Genomic DNA, 14,566 nt, shown 5'->3' with positions numbered 1-14,566 from the left:
TCCGCCGACCGGCCCATCGGCCGGACCGATTCGTGGTTCGGCAGGCCGAGCGGGCGCGGGCAGGTTCCTACTTCCGGAACCGAGCTTCCAGTTCGGCGAGCGTCGCCTGGAGATCGGCCGCGCTGTTGGTTTTGAAGATGCCCTGGTACCCGGTTTCCGCGCGGACCGCGGCCTCGACCTCTGGGTCGTGATAGAGCTGCGCGAGTTTCAGCAGCGTCGGGTTGTCCTTGTCGGCGGCGCGGGCGGCGAAGACGTTGATGTACTGCTTCAGTTCCGGACGTTCGGGGTCGTCGGTGTAGATCACCTCGTTGGATGTCAGTCCGGCGGGGCGGGCGAAGGTGTCGTCGACGAACGCGGCGTCCACGCTGCCGAGCGACTGGGCGGTCAGGGTCGGATCGATGGGCGTGAGCTTCACCCGGGAGGCGGCCGGGTCGACGTCCTCGATTTTGGAGTCCCAGCTCGCGCCGCCCTTCAGCACGATGAGCCCGGCCGCGGCGAGGCCGAGCAGGGGCCGCACCTGGTTGGCCGGGTTGTTGCTCAAGGTGATCTCGCCGCCCTTCGGAATGTCGGCCACCGACTTGTGCTTGCGCGAGTACAGCGTCAGCGGGAAGATCTCGGTCGCGCCGATCGGCACCAGCGTGTCGTTGTTGCGGACGTTGTAATTGGCCAGGTACCGCACGTGCTGGAACTTGTTCAGATCGATGCGCCCCTGCGCCAGGGCCGGATTCGGCTGGTTGTAGTCGGTGAAATTGGTGAACTCCACCGTGATGCCCTGCTCCGCCGCCTTCTTGCGGTAGACCTCCCAGTGCGGCAGCGACAGATCGTTGACCCCGATGTGGACCGCGTCGGATCGGTCTTCACCACCGCAGCCGACCGCGGCGACGGCCAATACGGACACGAGCGGGATCAGCAACAGCCGGAGACGCGAGCGCATTATCAGCAAATTAGACGCTCGTTCAGTTCATGCGGAGGGTTTCGCTCACCACAATCGAAACCGTTGTCGCCCGCTGCGCCCCGTCGCTTGGATTACCGGGTCATATCGCGACGAGCAATCGGGAGCACGAGTGAAATTCCATCGGGTACTGGCGATCCCGGTCCTGGTAGCGACCGCGGCCTTGACCCTGACCGGCTGCGGCGGTGACGACGCTTCCTCGGACAAGGTAGTGCGCATCGGCACCACCGACAAGGATCACTCCTGGGACGTCTTCGAGCAGCGCGCCAAAGACAAGGGCATCACGCTGCGGATCACCAACTTCTCCGACTACAAGCAACCGAATCTCGCGCTGTCGCAGAAACAGATCGACATCAATCTCTTCCAGCATCTGCAATTCCTGGGCGCCTACAACGTCGCGAACAACGACACCCTGACGCCGATCGGTTCCACCTACATCGTGCCGCTGGGTCTCTACTCGAAGAAGCACAAGTCGCCGGCCGACATTCCGCAGGGCGCGGAGATCGCGATCCCGAACGACCCCACCAATCAGGCACGGGCGCTGTTCGTGCTGCAAGCCGCCGGGCTGGTGAAACTGTCGTCCGACACCAAGGCGCCGACCCCTGCCGACATCGACAAGGGCGCGTCCAAAGTGCGCGTCACCCCCGTCGACGCCGCGCAGACCGCGCTGTCGCTGGCCTCGGTCGACGGATCGATCATCAACAACACCTTCCTGGAACGTTCCGGCATCGATCCGCATTCGGCGCTGTACAAGGACGACCCGAAGAATCCCGCCGCGGAGCCGTACATCAACGCGCTGGTCACCCGCGCCGAGGACAAGAACAATCCGGTCTATCTGCAGCTCGCCGAGCTGTGGCACGACCCGGAGGTGCAGAAGGCGCACGACGAGGTGACCAAGGGCACCGCCGTCGAGGTGCGGCGCAGCGGCCAGGAACTCGAGCAGATCCTGCAGCGGGTGCAGCAGACCATCCGCGACGGCAAGTGAGCGACACGGCCGTTCCCGCCGTCGAGTTCCGTTCGGTCACCAAGGTTTTCGGCAAGGGCGCGCAGCGCAATGTAGCGCTCGACAACATCGACCTGCGCATCGAGCAGGGCGAGATCTTCGGCGTGATCGGGTATTCCGGCGCGGGCAAGAGCACGCTGGTGCGGCTGATCAACGCGCTGGAGAAGCCGACGAGCGGCACGGTCGAGATCTCCGGCACACCCATCACCGGCGTGCCGGAGCGCCAAGTGCGGCGGCTGCGGCGCGACATCGGAATGGTGTTCCAGCAATTCAATCTCTTCCGCTCCCGCACGGCCGCGGGAAACGTCGAATATCCGCTGAAGGTGGCGGGCTGGAAGCGCGCCGAACGCAAGGCGCGGGTAGCCGAACTGCTGGAGTTCGTCGGCTTGTCCGACAAGGCGCGCAGTTACCCTGATCAGCTGTCGGGCGGCCAGAAGCAGCGGGTGGGCATCGCCAGAGCGCTGGCCACGTCGCCGTCCTTGCTGCTGGCCGACGAGTCCACCTCGGCACTGGACCCGGAGACGACCGGTGAGGTGCTGCGGCTGCTGCGCAAGATCAATCGCGAACTGGGCGTCACCATCGTGGTCATCACCCACGAGATGGACGTCATCCGCGCGGTGGCCGACCGGGTCGCGGTGCTCGCCGAAGGACGCATCGTGGAACTCGCCGACACCTTCGAGGTGTTCGCCACGCCGCAGGCGGCCCCCACCCGCTCCTTCGTCGAGACCGTCCTGCACAACCGCCCCTCCGAGAAGGAACTGCGCCGCCTCGCCGGTCGCCATGGGGGCCGTTTGGTCACCGTCGACGTGGACGACGAGCGCGGCATCGGCGCGGCGCTGGCCGCCGCGGCGCACGCCGAGGTCAGGTTCGAGGTGGTCTACGGCGGGGTGAGCAGCCTGCAGGAGAAGACCTTCGGCAGTCTCACCCTGGCGCTGCACGGCCCCGACGACGCCGTCGACAAGGTGGTCGCCGAACTCGAGCGCCGGTCGGCCTGAAAGGAGTTGCCATGCATACCGATTGGGACAAACTCCGGCCGGTGCTGAACGAAGCGATCGGCACCACGCTCTATCTGGTGGCGCTCACGTTCGTGGTCGGCGGCTTCATCGGGTTGCTGCTCGGCACCGCGCTCCACACCACCCGCAAGGGCGGTTTGCTGGCGAACGCGCCGATCAACCTGCTGCTCAACGTGCTCGTCAACGTGGTGCGCCCGATCCCGTTCATCATCCTGCTCGCCGCGCTCGGCCCGGTGACGCTGGAGGTGGTGGGTACCACGATCGGCACCGAGGCGGCGGCCTTCGTCATGATCGTCGCGGCGTCGTTCGGCATCGCGCGCATCGTGGAACAGAACCTGGTGACGGTCGATCCCGGCGTGATCGAGGCGGCGCGCGCGGTGGGCGCGGGACCGCTGCGCATCATCCTGACGCTGCTGATCCCCGAGGCGCTCGGGCCGCTCATCCTGGGTTACACCTTCGTGGTGATCGCCATCGTGGACATGTCCGCGATGGCGGGCACCGTCGGCGGCGGCGGTCTCGGCGATTTCGCCCTCGTCTACGGCTATCAGCGCTTCGACTGGCAGGTCACGCTCGTCGCGACGCTGATCATCATCGCGGGCGTACAGGGCATCCAGTTCTTCGGCAACTGGCTGGCGCGGAAAGTCCTGCGCCGCTGAGCTACCCGGCGGTCGAGGTGCACGCCGTCAAGCGCACGCTCGCGGGCCGGGGAATCGCGCTGCCGAGACTCGGGAACGGCGGGGCACTGGGACCGAGGACATCGATGGCCCGGCGTTCGGCTTCGGCGCGGGTGGGTCCCCACGCCCATCCGTGCTTGCCGTCGGCGCCGCGCACGACAGACCCGCAGGCGTTCCAGAACTGCACGACCGTCTGGCAATCGGTGACACCGCATTGGGCGCGTGCCGCGGCATCGGCGGCGGCCGCGCTCGCATAGTCCACCGCCGATGTGACCGCGCCGGTGCTGGGTGAAAGCGCCAGCGCGCCATAGTAGGTCGCCGCATGCGCCGCACCCGCGGGAGCGCCGACCACGGCGCAGGTGGCGGCGGAGACCGCCGCGAGCCCGAGGGCAGCCTTGTGCGGCACCGACATGTGAGGATCCTCCCCGTTCCGAACGACTCGAAGCTCAAATCTTCATTCGGCCCGTGCGCTTTTGTCGAAATGGGCACTTCCCACCATCGGCGGGTGCGCCGGATCGACCCGCGCGACGAACCCCTTTTTCGAGCGTCCGTCTTCGCCGAGAGCGGAGCGCCGGTCGATTCGGCCGTGCGCGCTCAGGTCGGAACGCGTCGATGATCGTCCCCGAGCGCTCCGCCGGGAAGGCGCATGCGGCGGATACGACTCAGCCGCCGGGCGCCTTGTTCAGGCGCTACCGGCGGCTGCGTCAGTTGCGGCGAATTACACCGTGAAGCCGAGGGCGCGCAACTGTTCGCGGCCGTCCTCGGTGATCTTGTCCGGACCCCACGGCGGCATCCAGACCCAGTTGATCTTCAAGTCCTCCACCAGGCCGCTGCGCACCAGCGCGTTGCGGGACTGGTCCTCGATGACGTCGGTCAGCGGGCAGGCCGCCGAAGTCAGCGTCATATCCAGGACCGCGGTGCTGTCCTCCTCGACGCGCAATCCGTAGACCAAGCCGAGGTCGACGACGTTGATGCCGAGTTCCGGATCGACGACGTCACGCATCGCCTCTTCGATGTCCTCGAGCAGCTTGATGTCCTCGGCGGACAGCTCGGGCAAATCGGCGGCCGGCGCGGCCTGTTCGGTCTGCTCGGTGGCCGGTGTGTCACTCATGACGCTTCCCCGTTTTCCATCGGACGGTTCAGTTCTCTTCCGCGGCCGGCGCGGGCTGCTCGGGGCCGATCCTGAGGACGGCGTCCTTGAACGCCATCCACCCGAGCAACGCGCACTTCACCCGCGCTGGGTATTTCGAGACGCCTGCCAAGGCGACGCCGTCGCCGATCACGTCCTCGTCGCCCTCGATGGTGCCGCGGCTGGAGATCATCTCACTGTAGGAGTCGACCACCTTCAGCGCCTGCTGCACCGGAAGCCCGATCACCTGATCGGCGAGGATCGAGGTGGCCGCCTGGCTGATCGAGCAACCCTGGCCGTCGTAGGAGACGTCGGTGACGTCGCCGTTGTCGTCGAGCTGCACGCGCAGGGTCACCTCGTCGCCGCAGGTCGGGTTCACGTGGTGCACCTCGGCCCCGAACGGCTCGCGCAGCCCCCGATGGTGCGGGTGCTTGTAGTGATCCAGGATCACTTCCTGGTACATCTGCTCCATGCGCATGATCTATGCAACCCCGAAGAAGCTCTGGGCCTTCCGCACCGCGGCGACCAGCGCGTCCACCTCGGCGAGCGTGTTGTAGACCGCGAACGAGGCGCGTGCGGTCGCGGCGACGCCGAAACGCCGGTGCAGCGGCCACGCGCAGTGATGGCCCACCCGGATGGCCACGCCCTCGTCGTCCAGGATCTGCCCCACGTCGTGGGCGTGGATGCCGTCCACCACGAACGACACCGCGCCGCCACGATCGATGTTCTCGGCAGGCCCGATGATCCGCACGCCGTCGATCCCGGCCAGCCCGTCCAGCGCCGCGCCGACCAGCGTGTGCTCGTGCGCGGCGACGGCGTCCATGCCGATCTCCTCCAGATACCGCACGGCCGCGCCCAATCCGACCACCTGGGAGGTCATCGGCACGCCCGCCTCGAAGCGCTGCGGCGGCGGCGCGTAGGTGCTGTGGTCCATGAAGACCGTCTCGATCATGGACCCGCCGGTGATGAACGGCGGCATCTCCTCCAGCAGCGAGCGGCGAGCGAAGAGCACGCCGACACCGGAGGGGCCGAGCATCTTGTGCCCGGAGAACGCGGCGAAATCCACACCGAGCGCGCGGAAGTCGACCGGCATGTGCGGCACCGACTGGCAGGCGTCGAGCACGACCAGCGCGCCCACCGCCTTCGCTCGGCGGACCAGCTCCTCGACCGGAGCGACCGCGCCGGTGACGTTGGACTGGTGGGTGAACGCGACCACCTTGGTGGCGGGCGACAGTTCCAGCGAATCCAGGTCGATCCGGCCTTCGTCGGTCACGCCGTACCACTTCAGCGTGGCACCGGTGCGGCGGGCCAGCTCCTGCCAGGGCACCAGATTCGCGTGGTGTTCCAGCTCGGTGATCACGATCTCGTCGCCAGGGCCCACGTGGTGCGGGAACCGGTCGTCGGCGAAGGCGTAGGTCACCAGGTTCAGCGACTCTGTGGCGTTCTTGGTGAACACGATCTCGCCCGCGTCCACCCCGACGAACCGCGCGATGTCAGCCCGCGCGCCCTCGTAGGCGTCGGTCGCCTCCTCGGCCAGCTGGTGCGCACCGCGGTGCACCGCCGAGTTGCTGGTGATCAGGAAGTCGCGTTCGGCTTCGAGCACCTCGATCGGCCGCTGCGCGGTCGCGCCGGAGTCCAGGTACACCAACGGTTTCCCGTCCCGGACCGTGCGGTTCAGGATCGGGAAGTCGGCCCGGATACGGGCGACGTCGAGGGTGCGGACCGTAGCGGTCATATCAAGCTCCAGCGGTGGCGGTCTGAGTGAAACGAACGTAGCCGTTGGCGTCGAGTTCCTCGGCGAGCTCGGCGCCGCCCTCGGCGACGATGCGGCCGCCGACGAAGACGTGCACGAACTCCGGCTGGATGTAGCGCAGGATGCGGGTGTAGTGCGTGATCAGCAGGATGCCGCCGTTCTCGCGCTCTTTGTAGCGGTTGACGCCCTCGGAGACGATGCGCAGCGCGTCGACGTCCAGACCCGAGTCGGTCTCGTCCAGGATCGCGATCTTCGGCTTGAGCAGGCCGAGCTGGAGGATCTCGTGGCGCTTCTTCTCGCCGCCGGAGAAGCCCTCGTTCACGCTGCGCTCGGCGAAGGCGGCGTCGATCTCCAGTTCGCTCATCGACTCCTTCACCTCCTTGACCCAGTGCCGCAGCTTGGGGGCCTCGCCGCGCACGGCGGTGGCGGCGGTGCGCAGGAAGTTCGACATCGAGACGCCGGGAACCTCGACCGGGTACTGCATGGCGAGGAACAGGCCCGCACGGGCGCGCTCGTCCACCGACATCGCCAGCACGTCCTCGCCGTCGAGCGTGATCGAGCCGGAGGTCACCGTGTACTTCGGGTGACCGGCGATCGCGTAGGACAGCGTCGACTTGCCGGAGCCGTTCGGGCCCATGATGGCGTGCGTCTCACCGGACTTCACCGTGAGGTTCACGCCCTTGAGGATCTTGATGGGCTCGCCGGACTCGTCGGGGTTTGCGACCTCGACATGCAGGTCCTTGATTTCCAGGGTGGTCATCGAATTCGAATTCCTTTGCCAGGTATGGGGTCGTTGATCAGGCGCCGATGGCGGCGAGTTCGGCCTCGATGGCCGCCTCCAGCCGCTCCCGGACCTGGGGCACCGCGATCTTCTGGATGATCTCGTGGAAGAAACCGCGCACCACCAGGCGGCGGGCGGCGTCCTCCGGGATACCGCGGGCGCGCAGGTAGAACAGCTGCTCGTCGTCGAACCTGCCGGTCGCGGACGCGTGTCCGGCGCCGACGATCTCGCCGGTCTCGATCTCCAGGTTCGGCACCGAGTCCGCCCGCGCGCCGTCGGTGAGCACCAGGTTGCGGTTCACCTCGAAGGTGTCGGTGCCCTCGGCGGCGGCGCGGATGAGCACGTCGCCGACCCACACGGTGCGGGCGTCGCCCTTGGGCGAGTGCGGGTCGCCTTGCAGCGCGCCCTTGTACAGCACATTCGACTTGCAGTTCGGCACGGCGTGGTCGACGAGCAGACGCTGCTCGAAGTGCTGGCCCGCGTCGGCGAAGTAGAGGCCGAGCAGTTCGGCGTCGCCGCCGGGGCCGTCGTAGCGGACGTTGCCGGTGAGGCGCACCAGATCACCGCCCAGGGTGACCGAGGTGTGCCGCAGCGTGGCGTCGCGGCCGAGCTTCGCGTGGTGGGCGGTGGCGTGCACCGCGTCGTCGGCCCAGTCCTGCACGGCCACCACGGTCAGCTTGGCGGAGTCGCCGAGCACGAATTCCACGTTCTCCGCGTAGGTTCCGCTGCCGCGCTGGTCGATGACCACGGTGGCCTTGGCGAAGTGCTCCAGCCGGATCTGCAGGTGCCCGTAGGCGGTCTTGCCCTCGCCGGGCCCGGTGATCGTGACCGTCACCGGTTCGGCGACCTCGACCTCCTTGCCGACCGTCACGACGGTGGCCTGCTCGAAGCCCGAGTACGCCTGCGCGGCAACGCGGTCGGACGGCACGCCGGCCTCGCCGAGGCGGGCGTCGGAGCGTTCGACCGTCTCCACCGTGACGCCCTCGGCCGCCGCGACCTCGACGCCCGTGCGGCCGTCCCGGACCGCGGTGCCGTCCTGCAGTCCACGCAGACGGCGCAGCGGGGTGAACCGCCACGCCTCGTCCTTCGCGGAAGGCACTTCGAAGGCGTTCACGTCGAACGACGTGAAGACCTCGCCCTTGTTGATCGCAGGGGTACGAGCCTCGGCGGCTTCGGCTACGTTCTCCACGGCCATCAGCCGACGGCTCCTTCCATCTGCAGTTCGATCAGGCGGTTCAGCTCGAGCGCGTATTCCATGGGCAGTTCCTTGGCGATCGGCTCGACGAAGCCGCGCACCACCATGGCCATCGCCTCGTCCTCGGTGAGGCCGCGGCTCATCAGGTAGAACAGCTGGTCCTCGGAGACCTTCGAGACGGTCGCCTCGTGACCCATGGTCACGTCGTCCTCGCGGATGTCGACGTAGGGGTAGGTGTCGGAGCGGCTGATCGTGTCGACCAGCAGCGCGTCGCACTTCACCGTCGACTTCGAGCCGTGGGCGCCCTTGTTCACCTGCACCAGGCCGCGGTAGGAGGCCCGGCCGCCGCCGCGCGCCACCGACTTCGACACGATGGTCGAGGAGGTGTGCGGCGCGAGGTGCAGCATCTTCGCACCGGTGTCCTGGTGCTGGCCCTCGCCGGCGAACGCCACCGACAGCACTTCGCCCTTGGCGTACTCGCCGGTCATCCAGACCGCCGGGTACTTCATGGTGACCTTTGAGCCGATGTTGCCGTCGATCCACTCCATGGTCGCGCCCGCCTCGGCCTTGGCCCGCTTGGTGACCAGGTTGTAGACGTTGTTCGACCAGTTCTGGATGGTGGTGTAGCGGCAGCGGCCGCCCTTCTTCACGATGATCTCCACCACCGCGGAGTGCAGCGAGTCCGACTTGTAGATCGGCGCGGTGCAGCCCTCGACGTAGTGCACGTAGGCGCCCTCGTCGACGATGATCAGGGTGCGCTCGAACTGGCCCATGTTCTCGGTGTTGATCCGGAAGTAGGCCTGCAGCGGGATGTCGACGTGCACGCCCGGCGGCACGTAGATGAACGAGCCGCCCGACCACACGGCCGTGTTCAGCGCGGAGAACTTGTTGTCGCCCGCGGGGATCACCGAGCCGAAGTACTGCTGGAAGATCTCCGGGTGCTCTTTCAGACCGGTGTCGGTGTCCAGGAAGATCACGCCCTGGGCCTCCAGGTCCTCGCGGATCTGGTGGTACACGACCTCGGACTCGTACTGCGCGGCGACACCGGCGACCAGCCGCTGCTTCTCCGCTTCGGGGATGCCCAGCTTGTCGTAGGTGTTCTTGATGTCCTCGGGCAGCTCGTCCCAGGACGCGGCCTGCTTCTCGGTCGAGCGCACGAAGTACTTGATGTTGTCGAAGTCGATGCCGTCGAGGTTGGAGCCCCAGATCGGCATGGGCTTGCGATCGAAGATGCGTAGCGCCTTCAGCCGCTGTTCGAGCATCCATTCCGGCTCGTTCTTCTTCGCCGAGATGTCGCGGACAACCGCCTCGGACAGACCTCGTTGCGCGCTGGCGCCGGCCACATCCGAATCGGCCCAGCCGTAACCGTATTTGCCCAGGGAGGCGATCGCCTCTTCCTGGGTGAGCGGTTGCACCTGGTCGGTGGTCGTCGTCATTCGGCACTCCTTCCGGAGTCGTTCGTTCGTACCGCTGCGGGCTGTGCAGCGGTTGGTGCTGAAGTTTCGGTCCGGCCTGCGGGCAGGACGAGCAGCGGCACGTGCGTAGTGCACGCGCAATCGCCGTTGGCGATCGTGGCCAGCCGCTGCACATGGGTGCCGAGCAGCTCACGGAACGCCTCGAGCTCCGCCGCGCACAGCTGCGGGAACTCCTCGGCGACGTGCGCCACGGGGCAGTGGTGCTGGCAGATCTGCACGCCGGTGCCCACCTTGCGGGTGGTGGCCGCGAACCCGGCGTCGGTGAACGCCTCGGCGATCTCCTCGGCCTTGGCCGTGGTCTGTTCCGTGGTGTGCTCACCGACCGGTTCGATCCCGGCCACGATAGTGCGTGCTCGTTTGCGGGCGAACTCGGTGATGGCCTGTTCGCCGCCGATCTCTCCGAGCTGCCGGATGGCGGCTCCGGCCAGATCGTCGTAGGCGTGGCCGAGTTTGCCGCGTCCGGCCGCGGTGAGCTGGTACTGCTTGGCCGGGCGGCCCCGGCCTTTCTGCTGCCAGGGCGCCGATCGACCGGCCCGCGCCTGACCCGAATCGATCAGCGCGTCCAAGTGCCTGCGCACGCCCGCCGGGGCCAGGCCGAGCCGGTTCCCGATGGCGGTGGCGGTGATCGGTCCTTCCTCCAGCAGCAGCTGGACGATGGCCGCTCGGGTATGCCCTTCGCCGCCGACCGTCGCGGGCGCAGCAACCGACCCGGCGTCGGCCTTGCGACCGGCTCCTTCGTCGTTCCTCCGCAAACCCACGGTTTTCACAACATCAGTGTGGCGGAATTCGTTCCCGAAAGCTAATAAGGGTGCCCTGAGTCAGCGGCCCCGTCGACCTGCGGCGATTCCGGCACGGTGGAGGGCCCCATGCCGCCGTGCCGGACAGGTGTCCACCCGACGCGATGCCGGGTCACAGCACAACTTTTCCGGCTGACCTGCGCAGAAAAAACGCCGCTCGGAACCAGGCGAGCCGCGTCCGCACGACTCCGGGCGTCGAGCGCCGAGCGGACAGCCCGCCTATCGGGGTCGGGGACAGGGCACGCAGTGCGATTCGTCACAGGCGCTCAGCGCACGGCGACCAGTTTCATCGGCGTCTCCAGCAGCGCGTCCACCGCCTCGTCCCACGCGGCCGTCACGGTGGTGACCAGCGACGGGTCGAAGCGCCCCGCGGCGACGAGATCGAGCACCTCGGGAATGACCGGGCGGACGTGCGCGCGACCTGTGTGGAAGGTGCAGCAGCGGGTGTACATGTCCAGGATCGGCAGGGCGACATCCTGCGACTGCACGCTGACGCTCGTGCACCAGCCGTCGTACGCCGCCGCATCGATCGCCGCGCGCAGCGCCTTCGCCCCGCCGGCCGCCTCGACCACGATCGGGAACCGTCCCACCCGGGCGTCGCGCGGGCCTTCGATCGCCTCGGCGCCGAGCGATTTCGCGATCTCGAGCCGCTGGTCGGAGTCGTCGAGATAGACCACACGGGCGGAGCCGAGCGCGACCGCGAGCCCGGCGGCGTACAGACCGATCGACGGCGCGGCGGGGCCGCCGATCACCAGGACTTCGGCGGCGGGATCGGCGGCCAGCTGGGGGCCGACCGAGCGGTAGGCGTCCGGGATGTTGTCGCTGGCGCTGGCCACTGCGGCCGGGTCGACGCCGGAGGGCAGCCGGACCAGCATGGCGTCGGCGTGCGGCACGAGCGCGAGGTCGGCCCACAACCCGCCCCAGTCCAGCCCGCCCATCGGACCGAGGCCGAAACTGGACAGCCGCGGATGGCTGGTGCAGTTCCCGGTCCGGCCGCGCGCGCACGCCCGGCAGACGCCGCACGAGATCTGGAACGGCACCACCACGAGGTCGCCCACCGCGACGTCGCGGACCCCCGGCCCCACCTCGACCACTTCGGCGACTCCCTCGTGCCCGAAGGGATACGGCCCGGGTAGCGGGAAAGCGCCGCGCAGTACGGCCGGATCGATGTCGCAGGTGGCCAGCGCGACCGGCCGAACGAGCGCCTGATCGGGTCCGCTGAGGACGGGTTCGGGGTGGTCTTCCCAGCGCATCGCACCGGGGCCGGTCAGCATTAGTCGCTTCATCGCCCGAGTGTCGCTAGAACGTTCTTTCTAGTCAACTGCTTCACTTCGAATCTCCCTGCTCGGCGCGCATTTCCGGAAAATTTCCGGGCAACGCCGCATCGGCTTCGATTTCGTCCGAACCTTCCGCCGTCGGTACCGCGCCACCGATTCCCGCCGCCGCGAAGGTCGCCCGGATCAGCCGCTCCATCGACTTCGCGACCGTGCGCAGCGGTGCGTCCGTCTGGCGGATCCGGGCCAGGATGGTGGCCCCCTCGTAGGCGGCGACCACCGTGGCGGCTAGTTCGGCCGCATCCTCCCCGCCGAGGCCGAGTTCGGCGAGCAGCCCGGCGAACGCCTGCTCCATCGTGTCGAAGGCGCGCACACAGGCCGAGCGCACCGCCGCCACGTCGCTGCCGCCGTCCAACGCGGGCGTCCCGATCGGGCACCCATCGGTCCATTCCGAATCCGCGAGCTTGCCCACCATGAATTCGAACAGCGTGGCCAAGGTGGCGAAGACGTCGGTCGGCGCCTGCCGGATCATCCGGCCGGTCAGCACGCCGGTCCCGGTGATCGCCGCGACCGCGATCTCCTCCTTGCCGCCCGGAAAGTGGTGGTAGATCGAGCCGTACGGCAGTTCGGCCGCCTCGCTCAACGCCTTCAGACCGAACCCGTGATACCCGTGCCGCGCCAGCAGCCCGGAGGCGGCCACCTCGATCCGCCGCCTGGACTCCGAAACCATGCGTCGATTGTGCCGTGTGAGCGGGGCGGGCCCGGGCGGAACGACCGGGGTCCGTTCGCGGTGTGTGCTCGCCGCTCGAACTAGGCTTCGTGGCGTGGCGGTACTGGAGGGCGCGCGGCGCAGGACACTGGCGTTCGGGCGCCGGGCACTCGGACTCGACGTGCCCGCGGCCGATCACACGATCGCGGTGTTGCATCGCGACGAGTCGGAGGTGCCCGGTCTCGATCGCAAGGAGCTGGCGCAGCTCGACCGGATCCGCCTGATGGGCGCGACCGGCACGGTGCTGATGGCGATCAGCGCGCTGGGCATCGGCGCGCAGCCGGTGCACCAGAACCCCACGTCCGGCGTCCGGGTGCTCGGCATCTTCGCCCGCGCCCATACCGGCTCGCTGGCCATGTGCATGACCGGCACCGTCGTCGTGGTGCTGGCCTGGCTGCTGCTGGGCCGGTTCGCGGTGGGCGGTATCGGCGGCTCACCACTGCACCGGCTGACCCGATCGCAACTCGATCGCACGCTGCTGCTGTGGCTGATCCCGCTCAGCGTCGCTCCTCCGCTGTTCAGCAACGACGTCTACTCCTATCTGGCGCAGAGCGAGATCGCCGCGCGCGGCATCGACCCCTACGAGGAAGGCCCGGTCGCGGGGCTCGGGATCGACAACGTCCTCACCAACAACGTCCCGACCATCTGGCGTGACACCCCCGCGCCCTATGGCCCGCTGTTCCTTTGGATCGGCCGCGGCATCGCCGAACTCACCGGCGACAACATCATCGCGGGCGTGTGGGTGCACCGGATCCTCGCGCTCGGCGGCGTCGCGCTGATCGTCTGGGCACTGCCCCGGCTCTCGGTGCGCTGCGGCGTCGCGCCGGTCAGCGCGCTGTGGCTCGGCGCGGCCAACCCGCTCGTGCTGTTCCATCTGGTCGGCGGCGTGCACAACGACGCGCTGATGCTCGGCCTGATGCTGGCGGGCCTGGAGTTCTGCCTGCGCGCCATCGAGGACACCCACCCGTTCGACGGCCGCGCCTATGCGCGGCTGATCGGCGGCGCGGTCATCATCACGCTGTCGTCGTCGATCAAGTTCACCTCGATCATCGCGCTCGGTTTCGTCGGCATGGCGCTGGCTCGCAGGTGGGGAGCCTCACTGCGCACGGTGGCCGTCGCGGCCGCCATGCTCGGCGCGATAGCCATCGGCACAACGCTTTTCATCAGTTCGGTGAGCGGGCTCGGCTTCGGCTGGATCTACACGCTGAACACCGCGAGCGTGGTGCGCAGCTGGATGTCGCTGCCCACGGTGCTGGGCATCATCACCGGATTCGGCGGCGTGCTGCTCGGGCTCGGCGATCACACCACCGCGCTGCTGAGCATCACCCGCCCGATCGCGGCACTGGTCGCGGGCTTCTTCACCGTGCGCATGCTGGTCGCCACCGGCACCGGGCGGCTGCATCCGGTCGGCGCGCTCGGCGTGGCGCTCGGCGCGATCGTGCTGCTTTTCCCGGTGGTGCAGCCCTGGTATCTGCTGTGGGCGATCGTCCCGATGGCCGCGTGGGCGACCAGGCCGGTGTTCCGCGTTCCGGCGGTGGCGTTCTCGGCGATCGTGAGCGTGATCCTGATGCCGCGCGGCGCCGATCTCGAGGTGTTCCAGATCGTGGGCGCCGCGATCGCCACCGTGATCGTCGGGGTGCTGTTCATCGTGATCACGCGCAATTCGCTGCCCTGGCGCGGGCAGACGGGGGTGTCGGCTCCGTCACAGGTGCCCACCTCTTACGGTGTGACATCGTGACCGAGCGTGGCGA

General features: G+C 68.3%; 15 protein-coding genes. 4 read left to right on the top strand and 11 right to left on the bottom strand.

The features are described 5' to 3' along the window. Positions 1 to 67 precede the first annotated feature (67 nt). Positions 68 to 934, bottom strand: a complete 867-nt coding sequence (locus tag ACWESM_RS07935) for a MetQ/NlpA family ABC transporter substrate-binding protein (protein ID WP_364431209.1) — start codon at positions 932 to 934, stop codon at positions 68 to 70. Between the two features lie 130 nt (positions 935 to 1,064). Here ACWESM_RS07935 and ACWESM_RS07930 point away from each other — a divergent pair, with 130 nt between their 5' ends. The 3 genes from ACWESM_RS07930 to ACWESM_RS07920 are packed head-to-tail and all read left to right on the top strand — an operon-like array spanning position 1,065 to position 3,624. Beyond that, positions 1,065 to 1,937, top strand: coding sequence for a MetQ/NlpA family ABC transporter substrate-binding protein (locus ACWESM_RS07930; protein WP_397281490.1), 873 nt, complete (start codon positions 1,065 to 1,067; stop codon positions 1,935 to 1,937). Next, complete coding sequence (locus tag ACWESM_RS07925) at positions 1,934 to 2,950, top strand: methionine ABC transporter ATP-binding protein (RefSeq protein WP_364431212.1); 1,017 nt, start codon at positions 1,934 to 1,936, stop codon at positions 2,948 to 2,950. The genes ACWESM_RS07930 and ACWESM_RS07925 overlap by 4 nt, the downstream gene beginning before the upstream one ends. Before the next feature lie 11 nt (positions 2,951 to 2,961). Continuing rightward, the gene (locus ACWESM_RS07920) at positions 2,962 to 3,624 is read left to right on the top strand and encodes a methionine ABC transporter permease (protein ID WP_452491157.1); all 663 of its coding nucleotides are present in this window, start codon (positions 2,962 to 2,964) and stop codon (positions 3,622 to 3,624) included. Position 3,625: 1 nt separating this feature from the next. Here the strand turns inward: ACWESM_RS07920 and ACWESM_RS07915 are convergent, their stop codons facing one another. The 10 genes from ACWESM_RS07915 to ACWESM_RS07870 all read right to left on the bottom strand — a co-directional run bounded on the left by ACWESM_RS07915 (position 3,626) and on the right by ACWESM_RS07870 (position 12,776). Next, positions 3,626 to 4,054 carry a DUF4189 domain-containing protein gene (locus ACWESM_RS07915; protein ID WP_355070838.1) on the bottom strand — a complete coding sequence of 143 codons (429 nt, stop codon included), beginning with the start codon at positions 4,052 to 4,054 and terminating at the stop codon, positions 3,626 to 3,628. Positions 4,055 to 4,360: 306 nt separating this feature from the next. Next, positions 4,361 to 4,699: a metal-sulfur cluster assembly factor gene (locus ACWESM_RS07910; RefSeq protein ID WP_355071057.1), complete on the bottom strand. Its 339-nt coding sequence runs from the start codon at positions 4,697 to 4,699 to the stop codon at positions 4,361 to 4,363. A gap of 82 nt (positions 4,700 to 4,781) precedes the next feature. Continuing rightward, entirely contained in the window at positions 4,782 to 5,249 is a 468-nt protein-coding gene (gene sufU / locus ACWESM_RS07905) for a Fe-S cluster assembly sulfur transfer protein SufU (RefSeq protein ID WP_356961839.1), read from the bottom strand. 3 nt (positions 5,250 to 5,252) lie between these two features. After that, positions 5,253 to 6,506, bottom strand: a complete 1,254-nt coding sequence (locus ACWESM_RS07900) for a cysteine desulfurase (protein WP_356961837.1) — start codon at positions 6,504 to 6,506, stop codon at positions 5,253 to 5,255. A 1-nt stretch (position 6,507) separates the two neighbouring features. Next, complete coding sequence (gene sufC / locus ACWESM_RS07895) at positions 6,508 to 7,284, bottom strand: Fe-S cluster assembly ATPase SufC (RefSeq protein ID WP_355070834.1); 777 nt, start codon at positions 7,282 to 7,284, stop codon at positions 6,508 to 6,510. A gap of 37 nt (positions 7,285 to 7,321) precedes the next feature. Continuing rightward, positions 7,322 to 8,500 (bottom strand): Fe-S cluster assembly protein SufD, encoded by a 1,179-nt coding sequence (gene sufD, locus ACWESM_RS07890; protein ID WP_364431219.1) that lies wholly within the window; start codon positions 8,498 to 8,500, stop codon positions 7,322 to 7,324. Beyond that, positions 8,500 to 9,936, bottom strand: a complete 1,437-nt coding sequence (gene sufB, locus ACWESM_RS07885; protein ID WP_067801810.1) for a Fe-S cluster assembly protein SufB — start codon at positions 9,934 to 9,936, stop codon at positions 8,500 to 8,502. Before sufB ends, sufD begins: the two co-directional genes overlap by 1 nt. After that, positions 9,933 to 10,742, bottom strand: a complete 810-nt coding sequence (locus ACWESM_RS07880) for a helix-turn-helix transcriptional regulator (RefSeq protein ID WP_397281495.1) — start codon at positions 10,740 to 10,742, stop codon at positions 9,933 to 9,935. Before ACWESM_RS07880 ends, sufB begins: the two co-directional genes overlap by 4 nt. Positions 10,743 to 11,038: 296 nt before the next feature. Continuing rightward, positions 11,039 to 12,058 carry a zinc-dependent alcohol dehydrogenase gene (locus tag ACWESM_RS07875; protein WP_452491156.1) on the bottom strand — a complete coding sequence of 340 codons (1,020 nt, stop codon included), beginning with the start codon at positions 12,056 to 12,058 and terminating at the stop codon, positions 11,039 to 11,041. A 40-nt stretch (positions 12,059 to 12,098) separates the two neighbouring features. After that, positions 12,099 to 12,776 carry a TetR/AcrR family transcriptional regulator gene (locus tag ACWESM_RS07870; RefSeq protein WP_364431226.1) on the bottom strand — a complete coding sequence of 226 codons (678 nt, stop codon included), beginning with the start codon at positions 12,774 to 12,776 and terminating at the stop codon, positions 12,099 to 12,101. Positions 12,777 to 12,870: 94 nt separating this feature from the next. On the opposite strand from ACWESM_RS07870, the gene mptB reads away from it, so the two are divergent. Beyond that, a complete protein-coding gene (gene mptB / locus ACWESM_RS07865; RefSeq protein WP_452491155.1) occupies positions 12,871 to 14,553 on the top strand; it encodes a polyprenol phosphomannose-dependent alpha 1,6 mannosyltransferase MptB in 1,683 nt (560 codons plus the stop codon). Positions 14,554 to 14,566: the final 13 nt, after the last annotated feature.

The sequence above is a fragment of the Nocardia sp. NPDC003999 genome (assembly GCF_053604885.1).
This window is presented reverse-complemented; position numbering and strand designations above follow the sequence as displayed.